This window comes from Candidatus Ozemobacteraceae bacterium (assembly GCA_035373905.1).
GTDB lineage: Bacteria > Muiribacteriota > Ozemobacteria > Ozemobacterales > Ozemobacteraceae > MWAR01.
The window spans coordinates 1-16,683 of sequence record DAOSOK010000021.1 but is presented as its reverse complement, the minus strand read 5'-3'; the positions used below and the strand labels follow the sequence as shown (position 1 = coordinate 16,683).

The window sequence follows — 16,683 nt, the reverse complement described above, 5'->3', positions numbered from 1 at the left end:
GCCATGCTCAGAGAAGTTCTTCGTGTTGCCGGTTCCGCCGGGCGCCTGATGGCCGTGATGGTCATGCTGGCGATCTTTTGCGCGCCGGCGGCGGCTGAGACCGAACTGGTCTTCTGGAACTTCTGGGACCAGAAGTTCATCGCCCCTGTGATCGCCCGCTTCGAGGCCGAACACCCCGGCGTCAAGATCCGGAGCGAACAGCTCAACTGGGGGAACGGCCTCGACAAGATCGTCGTCGCTCTCGCCAACGGCAAGGCCCCCGATATCTGCGAACTCGGCTCGACCTGGACCGGCAAATTCATGTCGGAAGGGGTTCTCATCGATATTACCGAGCGTGTTTCCGACCTGCGTCCCCGGTATCACCTCTGGGAACCCGCAACCTGGGAAGGCCGCATCTACGGCATGCCCTGGCTCGTCGGCACGCGCGTGCTCTTCTACAACCGCGCGCTCTTCAAGGCCGCCGGCCTCGATCCAGACATCCCGCCCCGCACCTGGGACGAGCTGCTCATCGCCGCCAAGGCCATCCACCAGCCCGACAAGGGCATCTACGGCTTCGGTGTGAACGCCGGCGAAGGGCATATCCTCTACAAAAAGTTCCTGCCCTTCGTCTGGGGAAACGGCGGCTCGATCCTCGACGGGCAGGGGAACTTCTGTTTCGACAGCCCCGCCACCCGCGAGGCGCTCGAGTTCTACCGGCGCCTGATGGCGTTCGGCCTCAAGGAAAAGCAGGACATTCTCGACGACGCGTTCAAGAAGGGCCGCCTGGGCCTCGAAATCTCGGGCTCCTGGAACTTCGCGAAATACCCGAAGGAAGCTCCCGACCTCGATTTCGGAACGGCGCTGATCCCGCCTCCCGGCGAGGGGCGCGGCCGGTCCTGCTCGTTCCTGGGCGGCCAGATTCTCGTGCTGTTCAAGAACTGCAGGGACACGCAGGCGGCGACGGAGTTCCTCCGCTTTCTCACGAAGGCCGAAAACACCCTGCCCATCACGAAGGAAGCCCTGGTCAGCTTCCCGACCGACAAGGCCGCGTACGATGACGATTTTTTCAGGAAAAACCCGAAGCTGGGCGTGTTCGTGAAGCAGATGGAGACCGGCGTGCATCCGCCGGTTCACCCCCTCTGGATCGAACTCGAAAGCATCATCAACGACGCCGTCGAAAAGGTCCTGTACGGCAGCCCGGTCGACGAGGTCCTGGGAGCCGCCGCGACGGCATACGAGCGCGTCCGCCTCCAGTTCGACGACCGCCGGAAAGCGTCCGCCCCCGTTCCGTCGTCCGCCGGCTCCTCGATCCCTGTCGCCGGCACCATCGCGCTGCCCGTCTGGGCGATGGTTCTGCTCGTGCTGATCGCAGCGGGAACCGTCGCGAATGCGATCCTTCTGATTTTCATCTACGGCGAGGTAAAAAAAAACGCCGCCTGATGCGTGCGACGGGGCGTGACGCCTCCTCGCCGTCCGTCGCCAGGCCTCTCTACGCGCTGCTCTTCCTGTCCCCCTGGCTGATGACGTTCCTCGTTTTCTGGCTGTATCCGCTGGCGTTTTCCTTCCTGCTCAGCTTCTGCGACTACGACGTGTTCCGCGCCGGCGCGTTCCGATGGACGGGCCTCGACAACGTCGTCAGGCTGTTCTCGGACGACCGGTTCCGACAGGCGTTCGGGAATACGCTGTTCTTCGTCGTCGGCACGACGCCCGTCACGACGCTTCTCGCGTTGGCGCTCGCCCTGCTCGTCGAGCGCGTCCGGAACCTGCAGAACCTGTTTCGATCGGCGTTCTTTCTGCCCTCGATCATCTCGATGGTCGTCATCGCGACCATCTTCAAATCCTTCTACGCGCCCGACGGCTTCCTCAACGCCGTCATGGCCTTCGCCGGGTTTCAGAAACACGCCTGGCTCGTCGAGACGGCATGGGCAATGCCGGCGATCATGGCGATGGACGTCTGGTCATCCATTGGATATTATATGGTATTGTTTCTGGCCGCGCTGAAATCCGTTCCCGCGCATCTCTACGAGGCGGCCGAGGTCGACGGGGCGGGGGAGTGGGCCCAGTTCCGTCACATCACGCTGCCGCAGATCCGCGGAATGATTCTTTTCGTTATAGTCATAAACATCATACGAGGCTGGCAGGTCTTCCCTGAGATTTTCACGCTCACCCGCGGCGGTCCCCTCGGAACGACCGACACGCTCGTCCACCGCGTCTACGAGGCGGCGTTCCGGTATCACGAGATGGGATACGCCTCGGCGATGGCCTGGGTGCTGTTCGCCGTCATCATGGCCATGTCGCTGGTCCAGATGCGCCTTCTGAGGGAAAAACACCGATGAACCCCGCGACGACCGCTCCGGACGGCATCACGAAAACGAGTGCGGCCCGTTCCCGCCCGAAACCGGCCGGGCCTTGGCTGACCGTTTTCCTCGGCGCGCTTCTGCTGAGCTACTTATATCCATTGATATATATGCTTGCCAGGTCCGTGATGAAGTTCGAGCCGGGCATGGCCGCTTCCGGCGTCGGGCTCACCTTCGAGCATTACCGCACGGTTCTCGGGGGAGCGGGTTTTCTCCAGTATGTCTGGAACAGTTTCTTCGTCCTGGGGACGGTCGTCGCCGCGAACGTCGTCACGTCGGTCCTGGCCGGGTATGCCTTCGCCCGGTATCGGTTCCCGGGCAGAAAGCTGCTGTTCGGGATCGTGCTGGTGACCCTGATGGTGCCGAAGCAGACCCTGATGGTACCGATTCTCGATCTCGTCTACCGTCTCGGCCTGCACGACACCCTGTGGGCGCTGATCCTGCCCTTCTGCGTCGACAGTTTCAACATCTTCCTGCTTCGCCAGTATATTTCGGCCCTGCCGGCCGATCTCGAGGACGCGGCGCGCGCCGACGGGGCGGGGGAAGCCGGCATTCTCCGGCACGTCGTCTTCCCGCTCTGCCGCCCGGCGCTCGCGGTGGTCGTGATCAACACCGCCGTCGTCACCTGGAACTCGTTTCTCTATCCCCTGATCCTGACCGACTCCGCCGCCCGGCGCACCCTGCCCGTCGGTCTCGCGATGCTGACCCAGGGGCCCTACTCGACCGACTGGGGCACCCTCATGGCCGGCTCCGCCGTCAGTTCCATCCCCCTGATCCTCCTGTTCCTGGTCTTCCAGCGCAACATCATCGAAGGCATCACCTCCGGCGCCCTCCGGGAGTGACATTCGTTCGACGTCAGGAAACGCGGATCACCCCAAGATCAGCGAGGGTGGCGGATGAACGTGTTGTTGTCGATCTCGGCGAAGGCCTGTCGGAGTTCTTCGCGGGTGTTCATCACGATCGGGCCGCCCCAGGCCACCGGCTCGCGCAAAGGTCGGCCTGCGAACAGCATGAAGCGCAGGCCCGCCGGTCCCGCGGCGACGGCCAGTTCTTCACCCTCGCCGAACAGAACGGCCCGGTGGCTTTCGATCGTCGTCGGATCGTTTCCGAAAGCTCCGGACCCTTCGAACAGATACACGAAAACGGTGGATTCCGGGTCCGTCTCGAGGCGCCAGGACGCGCCAGGCTTCAGATCGACGTCGAGGGCGAGCACCTTCACGTAATCTCCCTGCGTCGGTCCCTCGGCGTCGCCGTACCGGCCCGACATGACGGCGACGGCGGCGTCCCCGTCGCGGAGTTTCGGAATGCTGGTCGCGGTGATGTCGCGATACTGCGGCTCCGCCATCTTGTCCTTCCGCGGCAGGTTCACCCAGAGCTGAAGCCCGAGCATCCGCTCCGACGCCTGGGGCATCTCCTGGTGGATGATGCCGCTTCCCGCCGTCATCCACTGGCAGCTCCCGTCGGTGATGACCCCCTTGTTGCCGAGACTGTCGCCGTGTTCTATATTTCCTGATATAAGATATGTCACCGTCTCGATCCCGCGATGCGGATGCCAGGGGAACCCCCGCACGTAATCGTCTGGGTTCCGCGAGTCGAAGGCATCCAGCATCAGAAACGGGTCGAACTCCTTCACGTCGGCATGCCCGATGACGCGAACGAGTTTCACGCCAGCCCCGTCCTCCTGCCTGCTCCCGCTCACGATTTTCCGAATCTCTCTCAATTTCCTCATGGTACGGTCCTTTCACCTGTTGTCCGTATGAATGTATCACGAGTGAGATGCCATCTGGACGACCATCTGAACGCATGCTTCAAGCCCCCCCAGGGAAGACATCGATCCCGGACCCATCTCCCGGTCCCGAAAGATGCGACTCGGATGATTGGCGGGGTGGGGGATTTATCAGTACAATAAATAGGACCTGCTGAAAGCTGACATCCCGTTCACCCTGAACTTGTTGAAAGGTGGGAGCCTCTCGTGCTTCGACAGGCTCAGCACGAACGGGAAGGCGAAACCGGCCTTTCGCATTCTGGAATCAATACCTTTATCGGAATGCGACGGTTCGGTTCTGTGCTGATAAGGTGGCCAAGGATGAATATCACGAAGAAAACCGCCTGGCGTGCGATCCTCTGCCTGTGGCTGATCGGGGCCCTGATCGGCGGCGCGGCCGTTGCCGAGGCCGGCGAGGGACTGTTCTCGCGCCTGAAAGCCAAAGCGGCGCAGAAGGTCGAACAGAAGATCGAGCAGGTGAAAGACCCCGTCTGGGTGAAAACCAACATCGGGGCCAGCGCCGCCGGCGGCATCGCGGGCAGGATCACCGGATTCGCCGGAATGGCCCTCGGGGCCGTCATCGGCCTGACGGTCGGCGGGCCGGCCGGAGCAGCCGTGGGTGGGCTCATCGGCGCCGAAATCGCCTCGTCGATGACGAAGGCCTATGTCAAGCCGCTGGCCGCCGGGTATATCGAAGCCCGCCTGACGAACCGGCCGGCGACCCTTTCCGAGATATGGAAGGGGCTCGACAAGAAAAAACTCGCCGTCGAGGGCGCCTCCGACGCGGTCGGCAGCATCATCGGAAAAGCCGTCGGGATTGCCGTCGGCACGGCGCTCTTCGCCGGGTGCGGCCCCATCGCCCTTCCCCTCGTGGGCGCGATCGGCGGCGACATCATCGGCGGCAAGATCGGAAAATGGATCGGCAGCAGGCTCGTGAAAAAAGCCGGCGTGATGGCCTACACGGCTCTCGCCGCCCAACCCCCGCCTGCAGTGGCATCCGCCACTCCTGCTTCCGTTTCCGCGGGCGTGAGTGCCGCCTCCCTGGCGGCGTCGCCCGCCGAGCAGGCCAGGATGCGCTACGAAACGGCCTACCGAACGTATGTGAGCACCGTCCAGGACCCCGCCGCGTCCTCGGCAGCCAAGGAAAATGCCCTCCGCGACTACACCGCCGCCCTCGACGCCTGGATGGCGGTGCGCAAAGCCGAAAGCGGCAACCGCTGAGGTTCCTGACGCCTCGCGGCTGCTGAGAAACGTTCTTCCCCCGGTTCCCTGAGCCGACCGGTCATGCCCAGTCGGCGTTCCTCCGTTTCGGTGGATATTCGACGCCCTTCTGCCGATGTATAGGCGGGAAGGCATCCGCCGAGAAAGGGGGGAGCGCATCTCGCGCGCCTGACGATGGAATCCGAAAGCCAGGGTGGGGTCATCATGTACAGCCCCGACCTCCTGCTCCATGATCCGCTTGTGACTGGCCCGGAAGGGACCAGGCTCCAGCTGATCATCGAGGAGTTGGTCAACGCCGGCATGTGGCCCGACCAGATCCATGAAGCCGATATCGCGACGATGAAACGGCTTCGCGAAATCCACGACCCCGAGTATCTCGAGCTGCTGCACAAGCGCTGCACCCACGGCGTCGGCTCGCTCGACCAGGACACGCCGGTCATGGAAAAATCCTTCGAGGTCGCCCGCTTCGGGGCCGGCGGCGTTCTCGATGCGATCGATCTGATCATGGACGGCAAGATCCCGAATGCGGCGTGCCTCACCGCGATGCCAGGCCATCATGCCGGATACAAAAAATTCGGCTTCGGAAGCCTCCTGAACTATGCGGCGGCCGGCGCTCACTACCTCTCGAAGAAGTTCGGCCTCAAGCGCATCGCCATCGTCGATCTCGATGCCGACCACGGCGTCGGAACGCAGGAAATTTTCTGGGAACGGCGCGACGTGCTGACCGTTTCCCTGCACGAATACCCCGGCAGAACCGGAACGGGACATTACTCCGAGACCGGCAAGCAGCCGGCCAGCGGCTACAACGTGAACATTCCTCTGCCCTCCGGATACGGCGACCGGGAATACCTCGTCTGCTGGCGCGAAATGATCGTCCCGATGCTGAAACAGTATGAGCCCGAATTCCTCATTGTCCCGTGGGGGACGAACATCCTGGCCGAGGAGGGCGGGACACACCTTCTGGTCAGCCAGCATGGGCTGTTGGCGTTGTTTCGCGAAGTGTTCGGGACGGCCAGACAACTGTGCAAGGGAAAAATCGTGACCGTCCTCGAAGGCGGCGCCCCCGGAAGGGCGCAGGCGACCGCTTTCGCAAATCACGCACAATTGCTTATCAATAATCGGCTTCTGCCTGTCGATAAGGGGAAGAAGGAAGAAATCATTTCTTATTCCGATTGGTATGCCTACGCAAAACTGCTCAAAGCGAACTTTCGAAAATACTGGAAAGTCTGAACCTTCCATCTCTGGAATCACGGAGGTTATCAATGCGATTCTATAGACCGATGCGGGCCAGGGACCCGCTGCTCGCCCTGCTGTTATCGGTGGGCGCCGCAGTCATGCCCGTCCCCGTCGCCGCGCAGGAATACCCTGTCGCGTTGAGCGACGAGGCCGGACAGGCCGACGGCGTCGCCTTGCCCGGTATGGGCGGGCTGCTCCAGGCGCCGCCGAAGGTGGTCGCCATGCCGCTGGAGGCCGGCGACGTGCGCGCGCCGATCGAGCCGCCCGCGGCCATGGTGAACAAGGCCAGGAGCCGCGTCCAGAACACGGCCGCATCGGTTCGCGTCGCGGCTGCCGCCGGTGCGGCCCAGAATGCCGCTCCCGCGACGGCACGTGGCTATGAAGCTGGCGGATACGTGGTCCAGGCGGGCGACACCGCTCCCGCAATTGCGCAGAAGCTCCTCGGGAACGCCAATCGCTGGCAGGAACTGATGGCCTTCAACCGGATCGCCGACCCGAACTCCCTGGTGGTCGGTCAGCGTCTGCTTCTGCCCGTCGCCGCCGGCGCCGTCAACGTTTCGCGTACCGCTCCGGCCCGGATGGCACCCGCTGCGGCTGCACCAACGCAGGTTGCTGTTGCCAGGCCCGCCGTCGCGGCCGCTCCGGTGGTGCGCGCCCCTGTGCGGGCCTCTGCGGCGGCGCAGGAGTATGAAGCCGTCGAGCCCGAGCCTGATGTCGCACCGCCCGTGAGCACGCCGAAGAGAGCCGCCGCCAACGCTCCCGCCGTCGCGCAGGCGAAGCCGGCTGGCAGAACCGCCGGGTTCGATGCCGATGCCAGCTATTACGGCCAGAGCGGCGGAACCTACGTCGTCCAGAAGGGCGACACGCTCGGAAAGATCGCGAAGAAACTGCTTGGTTCGAGCAAGCGCTGGCGCGAAATCGCCGGGGCGAACCCGCAGATCAATCCCAACCGCCTCGAAGCAGGCATGAGCCTGAGCATCCCCGGAATGGAACCACCGGCCCAGATGGCCGCTGCCCAGTCGTTCGATGCGGGTGGCCAGGCCGCCGTTCCTGCCTACGAACCGCCGCCCATGGCCCCGCCGCCGCCGTCGTTCTCGGCTCCTCCGACCGCGATGATGCCTCCGGCCCCCCCCGTGGCGGCCACTCCCCAGGGGATGGAGCCTCCCCCTCCGCCGCCCTACATGAGCACCGGTGCAATTCCTCCGGCTCCCATCATGGCAGCCCCGCAGGCCGGACCCGACACCGCCACCACGCTCTACCGCGAAGAAAAATACCGGATTCCGGACGAGCTCAAGCCCACCGACTTCTCCCCCTATTTCCTGAATTTGCGCGGATATCACGGCCTGATCGAAACCGAAAGCGCCCTGATTCCCTATTACAAGACCTGGCACTTCGGGTTCGGATTCCGCTACGACAAATATAAATATCTCAACGGCAAGGACAACATCATCGACGGTCGCCAGTGGGTCATGCCCGTCAGCCTGATGTATACCGGCAGGAAACTGATGGCCGGCGTCACCGTACCGTTCCAGTCCTGGGAAGTCACCCGGACCGGCGGCGGATTCCCCACCGTCGACCTCTCGGGCATTCATGATCCGGAATTGAAGCTCGGATACCAGATCTGGAAAAATTACGAAGGCAACCATGCGGTTCTGCTGCATGTCGCCGGCAAGTTCTCCTCCGACAATTATCACCAGCCTCTGATCAATCTTTCCGGCAAATCACGCGTCGGCGTCAAGATCGGTCCCGCCAATGCGACGCGCGGCAGCTGGGTGGAGTTCGGCGGCGCATACTCGGGCCGCATCAGCGACCGCTGGGCGAGCCACGTGAACCTCGGCATCGCCAACGACGCGGAAGACAGCATCTCGAAATACATGTATCGCGGCGGCGTCGATTACCGCGTAAACCAGCACTTCTCTCTGATCGGCGAAATCGATGGCGAATCCTGGGAGATGGACAACGGCCCCGATGGCCCGAACATCGATCTCATCCTGGGCATGTCTGTGTTCAACGAGGGCTGGCAGGCGAGCCTCGGCTTCCCGATGTCCCTCCAGAGCGAGTTCGGATACGGACATGACTTCGGGGTGACGTTTGGATTGAACACCCGCTGGGACTAACCCCAACAGCAAAAAAAAGCGCCGCGATCATTCCAGATCGCGGCGCTTTTTTGCTGTTGGGGAAGTTTGAAGTTTGAAAAGAAAGAAGGGAAAAGGGAAAGGAAAGGGAGTCAGGATGAGGAGTTGGAGCGATGTTTTTTGATAATAGTGGTAAGAATAGATATCAGTTGGTTTGATTCGTCGAGGAGGGGGGCGAAGGTTGATGAGTCGGCGAGGTCGCTGGCGTGGAGGAGGCGGAGTCAGCAGCGAGTTTCTCAGGTTTCCTTGCAGGCGATGGCGTATGTGCTGATGAAATCGACCTCGCTCTGGCTGGATTGTCCCTCTTCGATGTTCGCTCCGATCGATGTCCCGGCCTACAGCAGTTGCTTTGCAAGAGTATTCGAAGTCCCATGCCGCTTCTGCAGCGAACAGCACAACGCCACGATTCGCTGCGTAAACTCAAAACTCCTCTCCGGCACTTCACTCCTCATGCTTTCCTGCCTTCCGGTCTTCCGTTGTGTTTTCTTTTCAAACTTCACTCTTCATACTTCCTCGGTTCTGCGCGCAGGCCTGCGCGCAGAACCGAGGCCACCTCGTGGAGGTCGATTCCCGCAGCGAGTGACTGGACATCCTTGTCGTTCAGCAGATCGAGGACTTTCGGGTGTTTCATCAGGGCGGCGGCGTTTTTCTGTTGAATGAGCGTTCGGAGCTCGGCGTCGTTCGAGAGAGCCTGGACTTTCGGGTGCGACCGGACGGGGGCGAAGAGCGTGGCGAGACGTTCCTGATCGACTTTTTCAGGGTCGATTCCGGACTTTGCATCCCGGGCGAGGGCGACCAGCTCCACGACGCCGGAAGCCTGCGCGGGAACGAAGGGAGAGACGACACCCGAAACTTTCTGCGATACGTTCCCGGCCAGGGAGACCGGTGAGGTGTTCCAGACGGGCTGATACAGGGAAAGCGGCCAGGAGACGAGAGCGAACAGGACGAACCCTTCGGCGGCGCCGAGAAAGAGCCCGGCGGCGGCGTCGAGCATGCCGGGGGAGCGTTTCGGATCGATCGCCAGGCGGCCGAGCAGGCCGATGACGACGTAGACGCCGATCGCGCAGAGATAGAAACCGCCGACCGTGGCGGCAAATCCGCTCAAACCGGCGGCAGAGCCGGCGATAGTTCCAAAGAAATATCCGGCGGCGATCGAGGCAGCGAGCCTGAACCATCCGAGAACGGCGGAGATCGCTCCCTGAAGCCATCCCTGGAAGCCGAACCAGATCGTCAGGACGCACAGCAGAGTCCAGGTAAAGATGTTCAGGTCCTGATGCTGTCGCGCGATGAACCACGAGATGACGGCGGCAAACCCCAGGAACGAAAAAACGAGAATCCGGAGCAGGACGACGAACATCGGCGACGGGCCGATCGTTCCAGAGGCTTCCGATTGGTCACTCATGCTTCGATGGGGCTGGGGATGCCGCGCCCCCGGCGGCTTCAGAAGAAGCTGCGGATATCCTGGTAGGTGACCAGCAACAGCACGGTCAGCAGGAACAGGAGTCCGACGAAATGAATGTTCTCCTCGACCTTCGGGGTGATCGCGAGATTGATGCCGGTCAGCATCCGGAGCACGGCGAAGACGGCTTCGAGCAGAACGAACACGATGCGGCCGCCGTCCAGCACCGGCAGGGGCAACAGATTGATAAGGCCGATGTTGATCGACAGCATTGCCGTCAGGTAGAGAAGCTCGAAGATGCCCTTGTGCGCCTGCTCTTTGATCATCTGCATGATTTTGACCGGCCCGGCGACGTCCGCCTGGGTCTCGCGAACGACCATCTTGTAGAGGCCGTTCACCGTCTGCATCGTCAGGCCGACGGCGGCGTCGAAACCGCGCTGGCAGGCCTTTCCGAACGAGAGGACGCGGAAATCGAAGTTGTTCGGGGCGAGGCTGATCCCGATGCGACCGCTTCCCGAAACGCCCGTCGGAACGACGGTGACTTTCAGGAGTTCGCGGCGATGAACCTCGTACGAGCCGCGGTTCACGGCGTAGTCGCCTGAAAGCACGCCGCCGCCGAACGCGCCGCGCGGGGTGGGGTGGTCGCGAGCGATGTCGAGCACGAGTTGCCGTCCGCCCGCCGCCTGGATCATCTTCACGCCCTCGCTCCAGTCCTCGAGCACGACGCCGTCGATCGCGGTGATCGTATCGCCGGCCCGCACCCCAGCCTGGTAGGCCGGCTGGTCCTTGAGGGCGTCCATGACCATGATGTTGGTGAGGGGACCGCCCGAAACGGCGTAGATGACGACGAACAGCACGACGGCCCAGACCATGTTCATGATCGAACCCGCCGAGAGAACGAGCACTTTGGCCCACCGGGGCTTGCTCGGATACCCGCGCGGGTCGTCAGGGGCGAGCTGGGGAAGCTTATCATCGGGATCTTCCGGCGGTTCATCGGCTTTCGGCGCAGGTTCGGCGCCCTCCGTGGCTTCGGCCTGTTCTTCCTCTTTCTTTTCCTCTTCCTCCTCGGTGTCCATGCCGGCGAGCCGGACGAAACCGCCGAGAGGGAAGGGGCGGATCGAGTAGATCGTCTCCCCCCACTTGATTTTCAGAAGCCGGTTTCCGAACCCGATCGCGAACTCGAGAACCCAGATGCCGGTGAGTTTCGCGGTCAGGTAATGGCCGAGTTCATGGACGAGGGCGATGCTTCCGAGGACAAAGCAGATGGAAAAGATCGTTTTGAGAGTGACGAGAATGGCAGAGATGATCATGTGACAACCTTTGCGAGACCGCCGGTCAGGCGATCAGAAATACGTAGGCCAGAGGGCCCAGGAACAGAACGCTGTCGATGCGGTCGAGCATGCCGCCGTGAGCGCCGAGCAGGGTGCTCGAATCCTTGACGCCCGCCTCCCGCTTCAGGACCGACTCGAACAGGTCGGCCGCCTGGCCGAGCAGCGCCGCGGTCAGGCCGAACGCCCAGAGCCGCTCCTCGGGAACCGGCAACCAGCCGTGCCGGTCGAGCAGCCAGACCGCTGCGAGACAGGCCAGAGTCCCGCCGACCGCGCCGACGACGGTCTTGTTCGGGCTGATGTTGGGGGCCAGGCGGGCGTCCCAGAACCGGCGGAGCGACAGGCCGAACAGATAGGCGCCGATGTCGAGGGCCCAGACGACGATCAGGAGAGCGAAAACGGCCGTCGCCCCGGAAGTGCCGGCGATCAACTGGAAGAAACCCAGGCAGAACGGGAGATACATCATTCCCGCGAGGCCGAGAGCGAATCGCTGCCACCCTCTGCCGTCGAGACCGCGGCTGACGGTCGCCATCGCGTGACCGGCGGCGATCAGACCCGTGCCGAACAGGAGTCCGCGTTCGCCCCACAGGGTGGTCGCGGCGAGCAGGACGGCCCCAGATGTATATTCATAAATATATTTTGGTTCCGGCGTCTTCGGGCCGAACATGCCGAACAGCTCCCACTGGCCGGCGGCCGCGATGATCGAAAAGAGAACGCAACGGGGCCACGGGCCCGCCGCGAGAATGCCGTACACGAGGGGAATGCCGAGAAAAATGAGCGGGAGCCTCGAGATCATTTCGAACCCTTGCCGCCGATCTGCTCCCCGGTCTTGCCGAAGCGGCGCTCGCGGCCCTGATAGGCGGCGACGGCCTTCGCGAGCTCGAGTTCGTCGAAGTCCGGCCAGAGGACGTCCGTTATATAAAGTTCGCTATATGCACTCTGCCAGAGCAAAAAATTGCTCAGTCTCATCTCGCCGCTCGTCCGGACGATCAGGTCGGGATCGGGAACGTCGGGGGCGTAGAGATTCCCCGAAATCAGCTTCTCGTCGATCTTTTCCGGCGAGATGCCGGACGCGACGATCCGCCGGACGGCGTCAACGATTTCGGCCCGGCCGCCGTAGTTGATGCAGAGATTCAGCGTGAGGCCGGTGTTGCGCGACATCAGTTCGGTCGACTGCCTCGCCTCCTCGAGAATCTCTGGGGCGAGTCCCTCGCGTCTGCCGACGAGCCGAAACTGGACGTTCTCTGCGTGGAGTTCGTTTCGCTCATGCACGATGTAGGCGCGGATCAGCCGCATGAGCGCGGAGACTTCGAAACTGGGCCGCGCCCAGTTCTCGATCGAGAACGCATAGAGACTGATATGTCTTACGCCGAGCCGCTTGTCGGCGAACCGGACGATCGTCTTGACGTTCCTGGCGCCGGTCTGGTGACCGCGAATGCGGCTGTAGCCGCGCATCTTCGCCCATCTGCCGTTGCCGTCCATGATGATGCCGATATGGGCCGGAACCGGGACGGGGGACGACCGGATCTGTTTCAGAAGGGCTTCGAGCTGTTGCTGCCGCTCGATTGCTGCTGGTTGTGTCATGTGTTGAATCGGAGGGGAACGTCGCGCCCGGCAGCCGCCGACAGGGCGGTTGCCGGGCAGGGCTGGAACGGTCTCAGTCGTCGGCCCCGGCGGGTCGTATGGCTTCAACGGGGCAGACTTCGGCGCAGCGGCCGCAGTCATTGCATTTGCTGGTGATGACGAACGGCTCGCCTTCCCTGATGGCTTTCATCGGGCACACGGCGAGGCAGGAGCCGCATTCGACGCAGTCTTCGCTGATGCGATACATGACCTTACTTCCCCATGATCTCCTTTTCCTTGGTTTCGAGCACCTTGTTCAGTTTCTCGATATGCTCGTCGGTGATCTTCTGCACGCGGTCGACGGCCTTCTTACTCTCGTCCTGCGTGATCGTGCTCTTCTTCTCGAGGGCCTTGACCGCGTCGTTCGCGTCGCGCCGGACGTTTCGGATGGCGACCCGAAACTCCTCGGCCTTCTTCTTGCACGTCTTGACCAGGTCGTTGCGGCGCTCTTCGGTCAGCGCGGGAATCGGCAGGCGGATGACGTGGCCGTCGTTCTGCGGGTTCAGGCCGAGGTCCGACTTCTGAATCGCCTTTTCGATCTCGCCCAGAAGGTTTTTCTCCCAGGGCTGGATCACGAGCGTTTTGGGATCAGGGGCGGAGATCGAAGCGACGTGATGCAGGGCCGTCTCGGTTCCGTAATGATTGACGGTGATGCGGTCGAGCAGCGACGGCGTCGCGCGCGACGTGCGCATCGTCGAGAATTCCTTCTTCAGCACCTCGATCGACTGAACCATCTTGTCGGTGCTTTCCTTGATGATCGAATCGACTGTGGTCATGTTCCTGATCTCTCCTTGATTGGATTTATAGAGTTGAAGACGTTCATCCCTCGACGACCCGCGTGCCCAGAGGTTCGCCGTTGCAGGCCCTCAGCAGGGCGTGTGGCTCGGCCATCGAGAGCACCAGCAGCGGCATGCGATTGTCACGGCACAGCGTGATGGCGACGAGATCCATGACGCCGAGTTGGCGGTCGAGGACTTCACGGTATTGTATCGTATCGAACTTCTTTGCGCCAGGGTTCTTCATCGGATCCGAGTCATACACGCCGTCGACCTTGGTGGCTTTGATCAGCACGTCGCATCCGGTCTCGATCGCGCGAAGCGCCGACGCGGAATCGGTGCTGAAATACGGACTCCCGGTGCCGCCGCCGAACAGGCACACGATGCCGTTGTCGAGCGTCTCCTTCGCCTTGTCGATGCCATACTGCTCGGCCAGGGGCTCCATTGCCGTCGCCGAGAACACCTTCGCCCTGACGCCGGCCGCGCGCAGATGGTCGGCGAAACAGATCGCATTCATCACCGTGGCAAGCATGCCCACGTAGTCGGCGTGATGTCGCTCGAGGGCCGGCAGGTGGCCGCGCGCGCCGCGGAAGAAATTTCCGCCGCCGATCACGAGGGACGGGGTGATGCCGTGCTTGATCAGTTCTGCGACGGCGGCCGCGTAGGTCTCGATCGCCTCACGGTTGAAGCCCGTCCCGGCGCTTCCGCCGAGCATTTCCCCGCTCAGCTTGAGGAGGGGGCGTCTGAACGTCGGTTTGGTCCTTGTCACGTGTTGCTCTCCTTCGTCATGCCATGAAGAGAATGAATATCGCCAGATATACACAGAGACGCCCCGAAGGGGCGTCTCTGAAAAGGTCAGGGCAGGTCAGGATCGATCCGATCCGGACTCACGTCGGGCTCAGCCGCAGCAGGCGCAGCAGGCTTCGGCCTTGGGAGTCTCGGTGGCGGCGGGGCGCTCGCCGAGAACCCAGCGGCGGAAGGTGCCGACGGTGATCGTGCCGCCGAGTTTCTTGCCGAGCTCGTTGCACAGGTCCTGGATCGTCTTGGAGTCGTCCTTCACGTAGGTCTGGTCGACCAGGCAGTATTCCTTGTAGAACTTGTCGATGCGGCCGTCGACGATCTTGGCGAGAATGTTCTCGGGCTTGTTGGCGTTCTTCGGATCGTTCTTGATCTGGCCCAGGATGACTTCCTTCTCGCGCTGAATGTCGGCAGCGGGAACTTCGGTCCGGTCGGTGTAGCGGGGCTTCATCGCGGCGGCCTGGAGGGCGATCTCGTGGGCCAGGGTGATGACCTCCGGATTCGAAGCGATTTCCTGGCTCGAGGTGTTCAGCTGGACCACGACGCCGATGTTGCCGTCGCCATGCACGTAGGTGTCGAACGTGCCGTATTTGCCGGCCGGGATCTGGATGCGCTCGAGACGGCCCATGGTGATGTTCTCGCCGGTCTTGGCGATGAGGCCCTTGCGGGTCTCTTCGACCTTCTGGCCGTTGTGGGTCGAGGCGTCGAGCTCTTCGACGGTGGAGATCTTGGGGGTATTGAGGGCGTGCTGGGCGAGCTGGGCGATGAAGTCCTTGAACAGCTCGTTGCGGGCGACGAAGTCGGTCTCGCAGTTGATCTCGAGGAGGACGGCCGTGCGGCGGTCCGCCGAGAGATGGGGGTGAACCAGGCCCTGGGACGTGGCGCGGCCGGACTTGCCGTCGGCCGAAGCGAGGCCCTTCTTGCGCAGATAATCGACGGCGGCTTCGACGTCGCCCTTGCACTGGACCAGGGCTTCCTTGCACTTCATCATGCCGGCGCCGGTCTTTTCGCGCAGCTCGGATACCATCTTGGCATTGATTTCCATCTTCTACTCCCTTTGTTCTACGAAAACTGCGGTGATTGGGAACCGCGGATGTGACTTACTCGATGACCAGTTTCTCGGCGCCTTCCTCGGCGACTTTGGTGACGGTCGCGGCGGCGGCGGGGGCCCCGGCGGCGGCGGCCATGGCGGCCGCGTCGGCGGCGACGCCCTGGACTTCCTCGAACGGCTTGCCCTCGAGGGCTTCCATGACGGCGTCGGCGATGAGGCTGGTGACCAGCTTCACGGCGCGGATGGCGTCGTCGTTGCCCGGGATGACGTAGTCGATCTGGTCGGGATCGCAGTTGGTGTCGACGACGGAAACGATCGGAATGTTCATCGTGCGGGCTTCGGCGACCGCGATGGCTTCCTTGTGCGGGTCGATGATGAAGATCGCGCCGGGCATGCCCTTCAGGTTCTTGATGCCGCCGAGGGAGCGGTCGAGCTTCTCGCGCTCCTTGCGCATCTGGGAAGCTTCCTTCTTCGGATACGACTCAATCTTGCCGCTGTCGATCAGCTCGTCGAGCTCCTTGAGGCGGGCGATGCGTTTCTGGATCGTGACATGGTTGGTCAGCATGCCGCCGAGCCAGCGGTAATTCACGAAGAACATCCCGCAGCGCTCCGCTTCGGCCTTGATGATATCCTGAGCCTGGCGCTTGGTGGAGACGAAGAGAACCGACTTGCCTTCGCGCACGACGCTCTTGACGAACTCGCACGCCTCATCGAGCAGCTTCGTCGTCTTCTGGAGATCGATGATGTAGATGCCGTTGCGGCTGGTGAAGATGTACTTCGCCATCTTCGGGTTCCAGCGGCGGGTCTGGTGGCCGAAATGGACGCCGGCCTCGAGCAGGGCTTTCATTGAAACAAGGGCCATGACTGAGAATACCTCCGTTCGTTTATGCTTCCGTCGTGGAAGTTGATCTGCCGATTTTACACCAGATCGGACCCTCGGTCAAGGGGACATTCTCGCGTGCAGCAATTCTCAGTGAGCGTTCTGGTACGGGTTTTGAGGGGAACCTCTGTCGGG

17 protein-coding genes are annotated in these 16,683 nt (G+C 62.5%); 6 read left to right on the top strand and 11 right to left on the bottom strand.

The features are described 5' to 3' along the window. The first annotated feature begins 3 nt into the window (after positions 1-3). From PLU72_11690 to PLU72_11680, 3 genes are read left to right on the top strand one after another with little or no spacing between them, the layout of a single operon-like run. Positions 4-1,419 carry an extracellular solute-binding protein gene (locus PLU72_11690; GenBank protein HOT28844.1) on the top strand — a complete coding sequence of 472 codons (1,416 nt, stop codon included), beginning with the start codon at positions 4-6 and terminating at the stop codon, positions 1,417-1,419. Next, the gene (locus PLU72_11685) at positions 1,419-2,315 is read left to right on the top strand and encodes a sugar ABC transporter permease (protein HOT28843.1); all 897 of its coding nucleotides are present in this window, start codon (positions 1,419-1,421) and stop codon (positions 2,313-2,315) included. The genes PLU72_11690 and PLU72_11685 overlap by 1 nt, the downstream gene beginning before the upstream one ends. Next, positions 2,312-3,178: a carbohydrate ABC transporter permease gene (locus PLU72_11680; protein HOT28842.1), complete on the top strand. Its 867-nt coding sequence runs from the start codon at positions 2,312-2,314 to the stop codon at positions 3,176-3,178. The genes PLU72_11685 and PLU72_11680 overlap by 4 nt, the downstream gene beginning before the upstream one ends. A gap of 38 nt (positions 3,179-3,216) precedes the next feature. Here the strand turns inward: PLU72_11680 and PLU72_11675 are convergent, their stop codons facing one another. Next, positions 3,217-4,065 carry a pirin family protein gene (locus PLU72_11675; GenBank protein ID HOT28841.1) on the bottom strand — a complete coding sequence of 283 codons (849 nt, stop codon included), beginning with the start codon at positions 4,063-4,065 and terminating at the stop codon, positions 3,217-3,219. A gap of 357 nt (positions 4,066-4,422) precedes the next feature. On the opposite strand from PLU72_11675, the gene PLU72_11670 reads away from it, so the two are divergent. The 3 genes from PLU72_11670 (at position 4,423) to PLU72_11660 (ending at position 8,675) form a co-directional block, all read left to right on the top strand. Then, complete coding sequence (locus tag PLU72_11670) at positions 4,423-5,322, top strand: hypothetical protein (GenBank protein HOT28840.1); 900 nt, start codon at positions 4,423-4,425, stop codon at positions 5,320-5,322. A 204-nt stretch (positions 5,323-5,526) separates the two neighbouring features. Then, positions 5,527-6,552, top strand: a complete 1,026-nt coding sequence (locus PLU72_11665) for a histone deacetylase (protein ID HOT28839.1) — start codon at positions 5,527-5,529, stop codon at positions 6,550-6,552. 32 nt (positions 6,553-6,584) lie between these two features. Then, entirely contained in the window at positions 6,585-8,675 is a 2,091-nt protein-coding gene (locus PLU72_11660) for a LysM domain-containing protein (protein HOT28838.1), read from the top strand. A 254-nt stretch (positions 8,676-8,929) separates the two neighbouring features. Here PLU72_11660 and PLU72_11655 read toward each other — a convergent pair whose 3' ends face one another. The 10 genes from PLU72_11655 to rpsB all read right to left on the bottom strand — a co-directional run bounded on the left by PLU72_11655 (position 8,930) and on the right by rpsB (position 16,530). Then, entirely contained in the window at positions 8,930-9,016 is an 87-nt protein-coding gene (locus PLU72_11655) for a hypothetical protein (protein HOT28837.1), read from the bottom strand. A 173-nt stretch (positions 9,017-9,189) separates the two neighbouring features. Continuing rightward, positions 9,190-10,095 (bottom strand): CvpA family protein, encoded by a 906-nt coding sequence (locus PLU72_11650; protein HOT28836.1) that lies wholly within the window; start codon positions 10,093-10,095, stop codon positions 9,190-9,192. 38 nt (positions 10,096-10,133) lie between these two features. Then, positions 10,134-11,402 (bottom strand): M50 family metallopeptidase, encoded by a 1,269-nt coding sequence (locus PLU72_11645; protein ID HOT28835.1) that lies wholly within the window; start codon positions 11,400-11,402, stop codon positions 10,134-10,136. A 25-nt stretch (positions 11,403-11,427) separates the two neighbouring features. Then, positions 11,428-12,216 carry a phosphatidate cytidylyltransferase gene (locus PLU72_11640; GenBank protein HOT28834.1) on the bottom strand — a complete coding sequence of 263 codons (789 nt, stop codon included), beginning with the start codon at positions 12,214-12,216 and terminating at the stop codon, positions 11,428-11,430. Beyond that, complete coding sequence (gene uppS / locus PLU72_11635) at positions 12,213-13,004, bottom strand: polyprenyl diphosphate synthase (protein ID HOT28833.1); 792 nt, start codon at positions 13,002-13,004, stop codon at positions 12,213-12,215. The genes PLU72_11640 and uppS overlap by 4 nt, the downstream gene beginning before the upstream one ends. A 73-nt stretch (positions 13,005-13,077) precedes the next feature. Next, positions 13,078-13,251 (bottom strand): 4Fe-4S binding protein, encoded by a 174-nt coding sequence (locus tag PLU72_11630; protein ID HOT28832.1) that lies wholly within the window; start codon positions 13,249-13,251, stop codon positions 13,078-13,080. Between the two features lie 4 nt (positions 13,252-13,255). Further along, positions 13,256-13,819: a ribosome recycling factor gene (frr, locus tag PLU72_11625; protein HOT28831.1), complete on the bottom strand. Its 564-nt coding sequence runs from the start codon at positions 13,817-13,819 to the stop codon at positions 13,256-13,258. 43 nt (positions 13,820-13,862) lie between these two features. Further along, positions 13,863-14,588 (bottom strand): UMP kinase, encoded by a 726-nt coding sequence (gene pyrH / locus PLU72_11620; protein ID HOT28830.1) that lies wholly within the window; start codon positions 14,586-14,588, stop codon positions 13,863-13,865. A gap of 129 nt (positions 14,589-14,717) precedes the next feature. Further along, complete coding sequence (tsf, locus tag PLU72_11615; protein ID HOT28829.1) at positions 14,718-15,662, bottom strand: translation elongation factor Ts; 945 nt, start codon at positions 15,660-15,662, stop codon at positions 14,718-14,720. A 55-nt stretch (positions 15,663-15,717) separates the two neighbouring features. Beyond that, a complete protein-coding gene (rpsB, locus tag PLU72_11610; protein HOT28828.1) occupies positions 15,718-16,530 on the bottom strand; it encodes a 30S ribosomal protein S2 in 813 nt (270 codons plus the stop codon). Positions 16,531-16,683 lie beyond the last annotated feature (153 nt).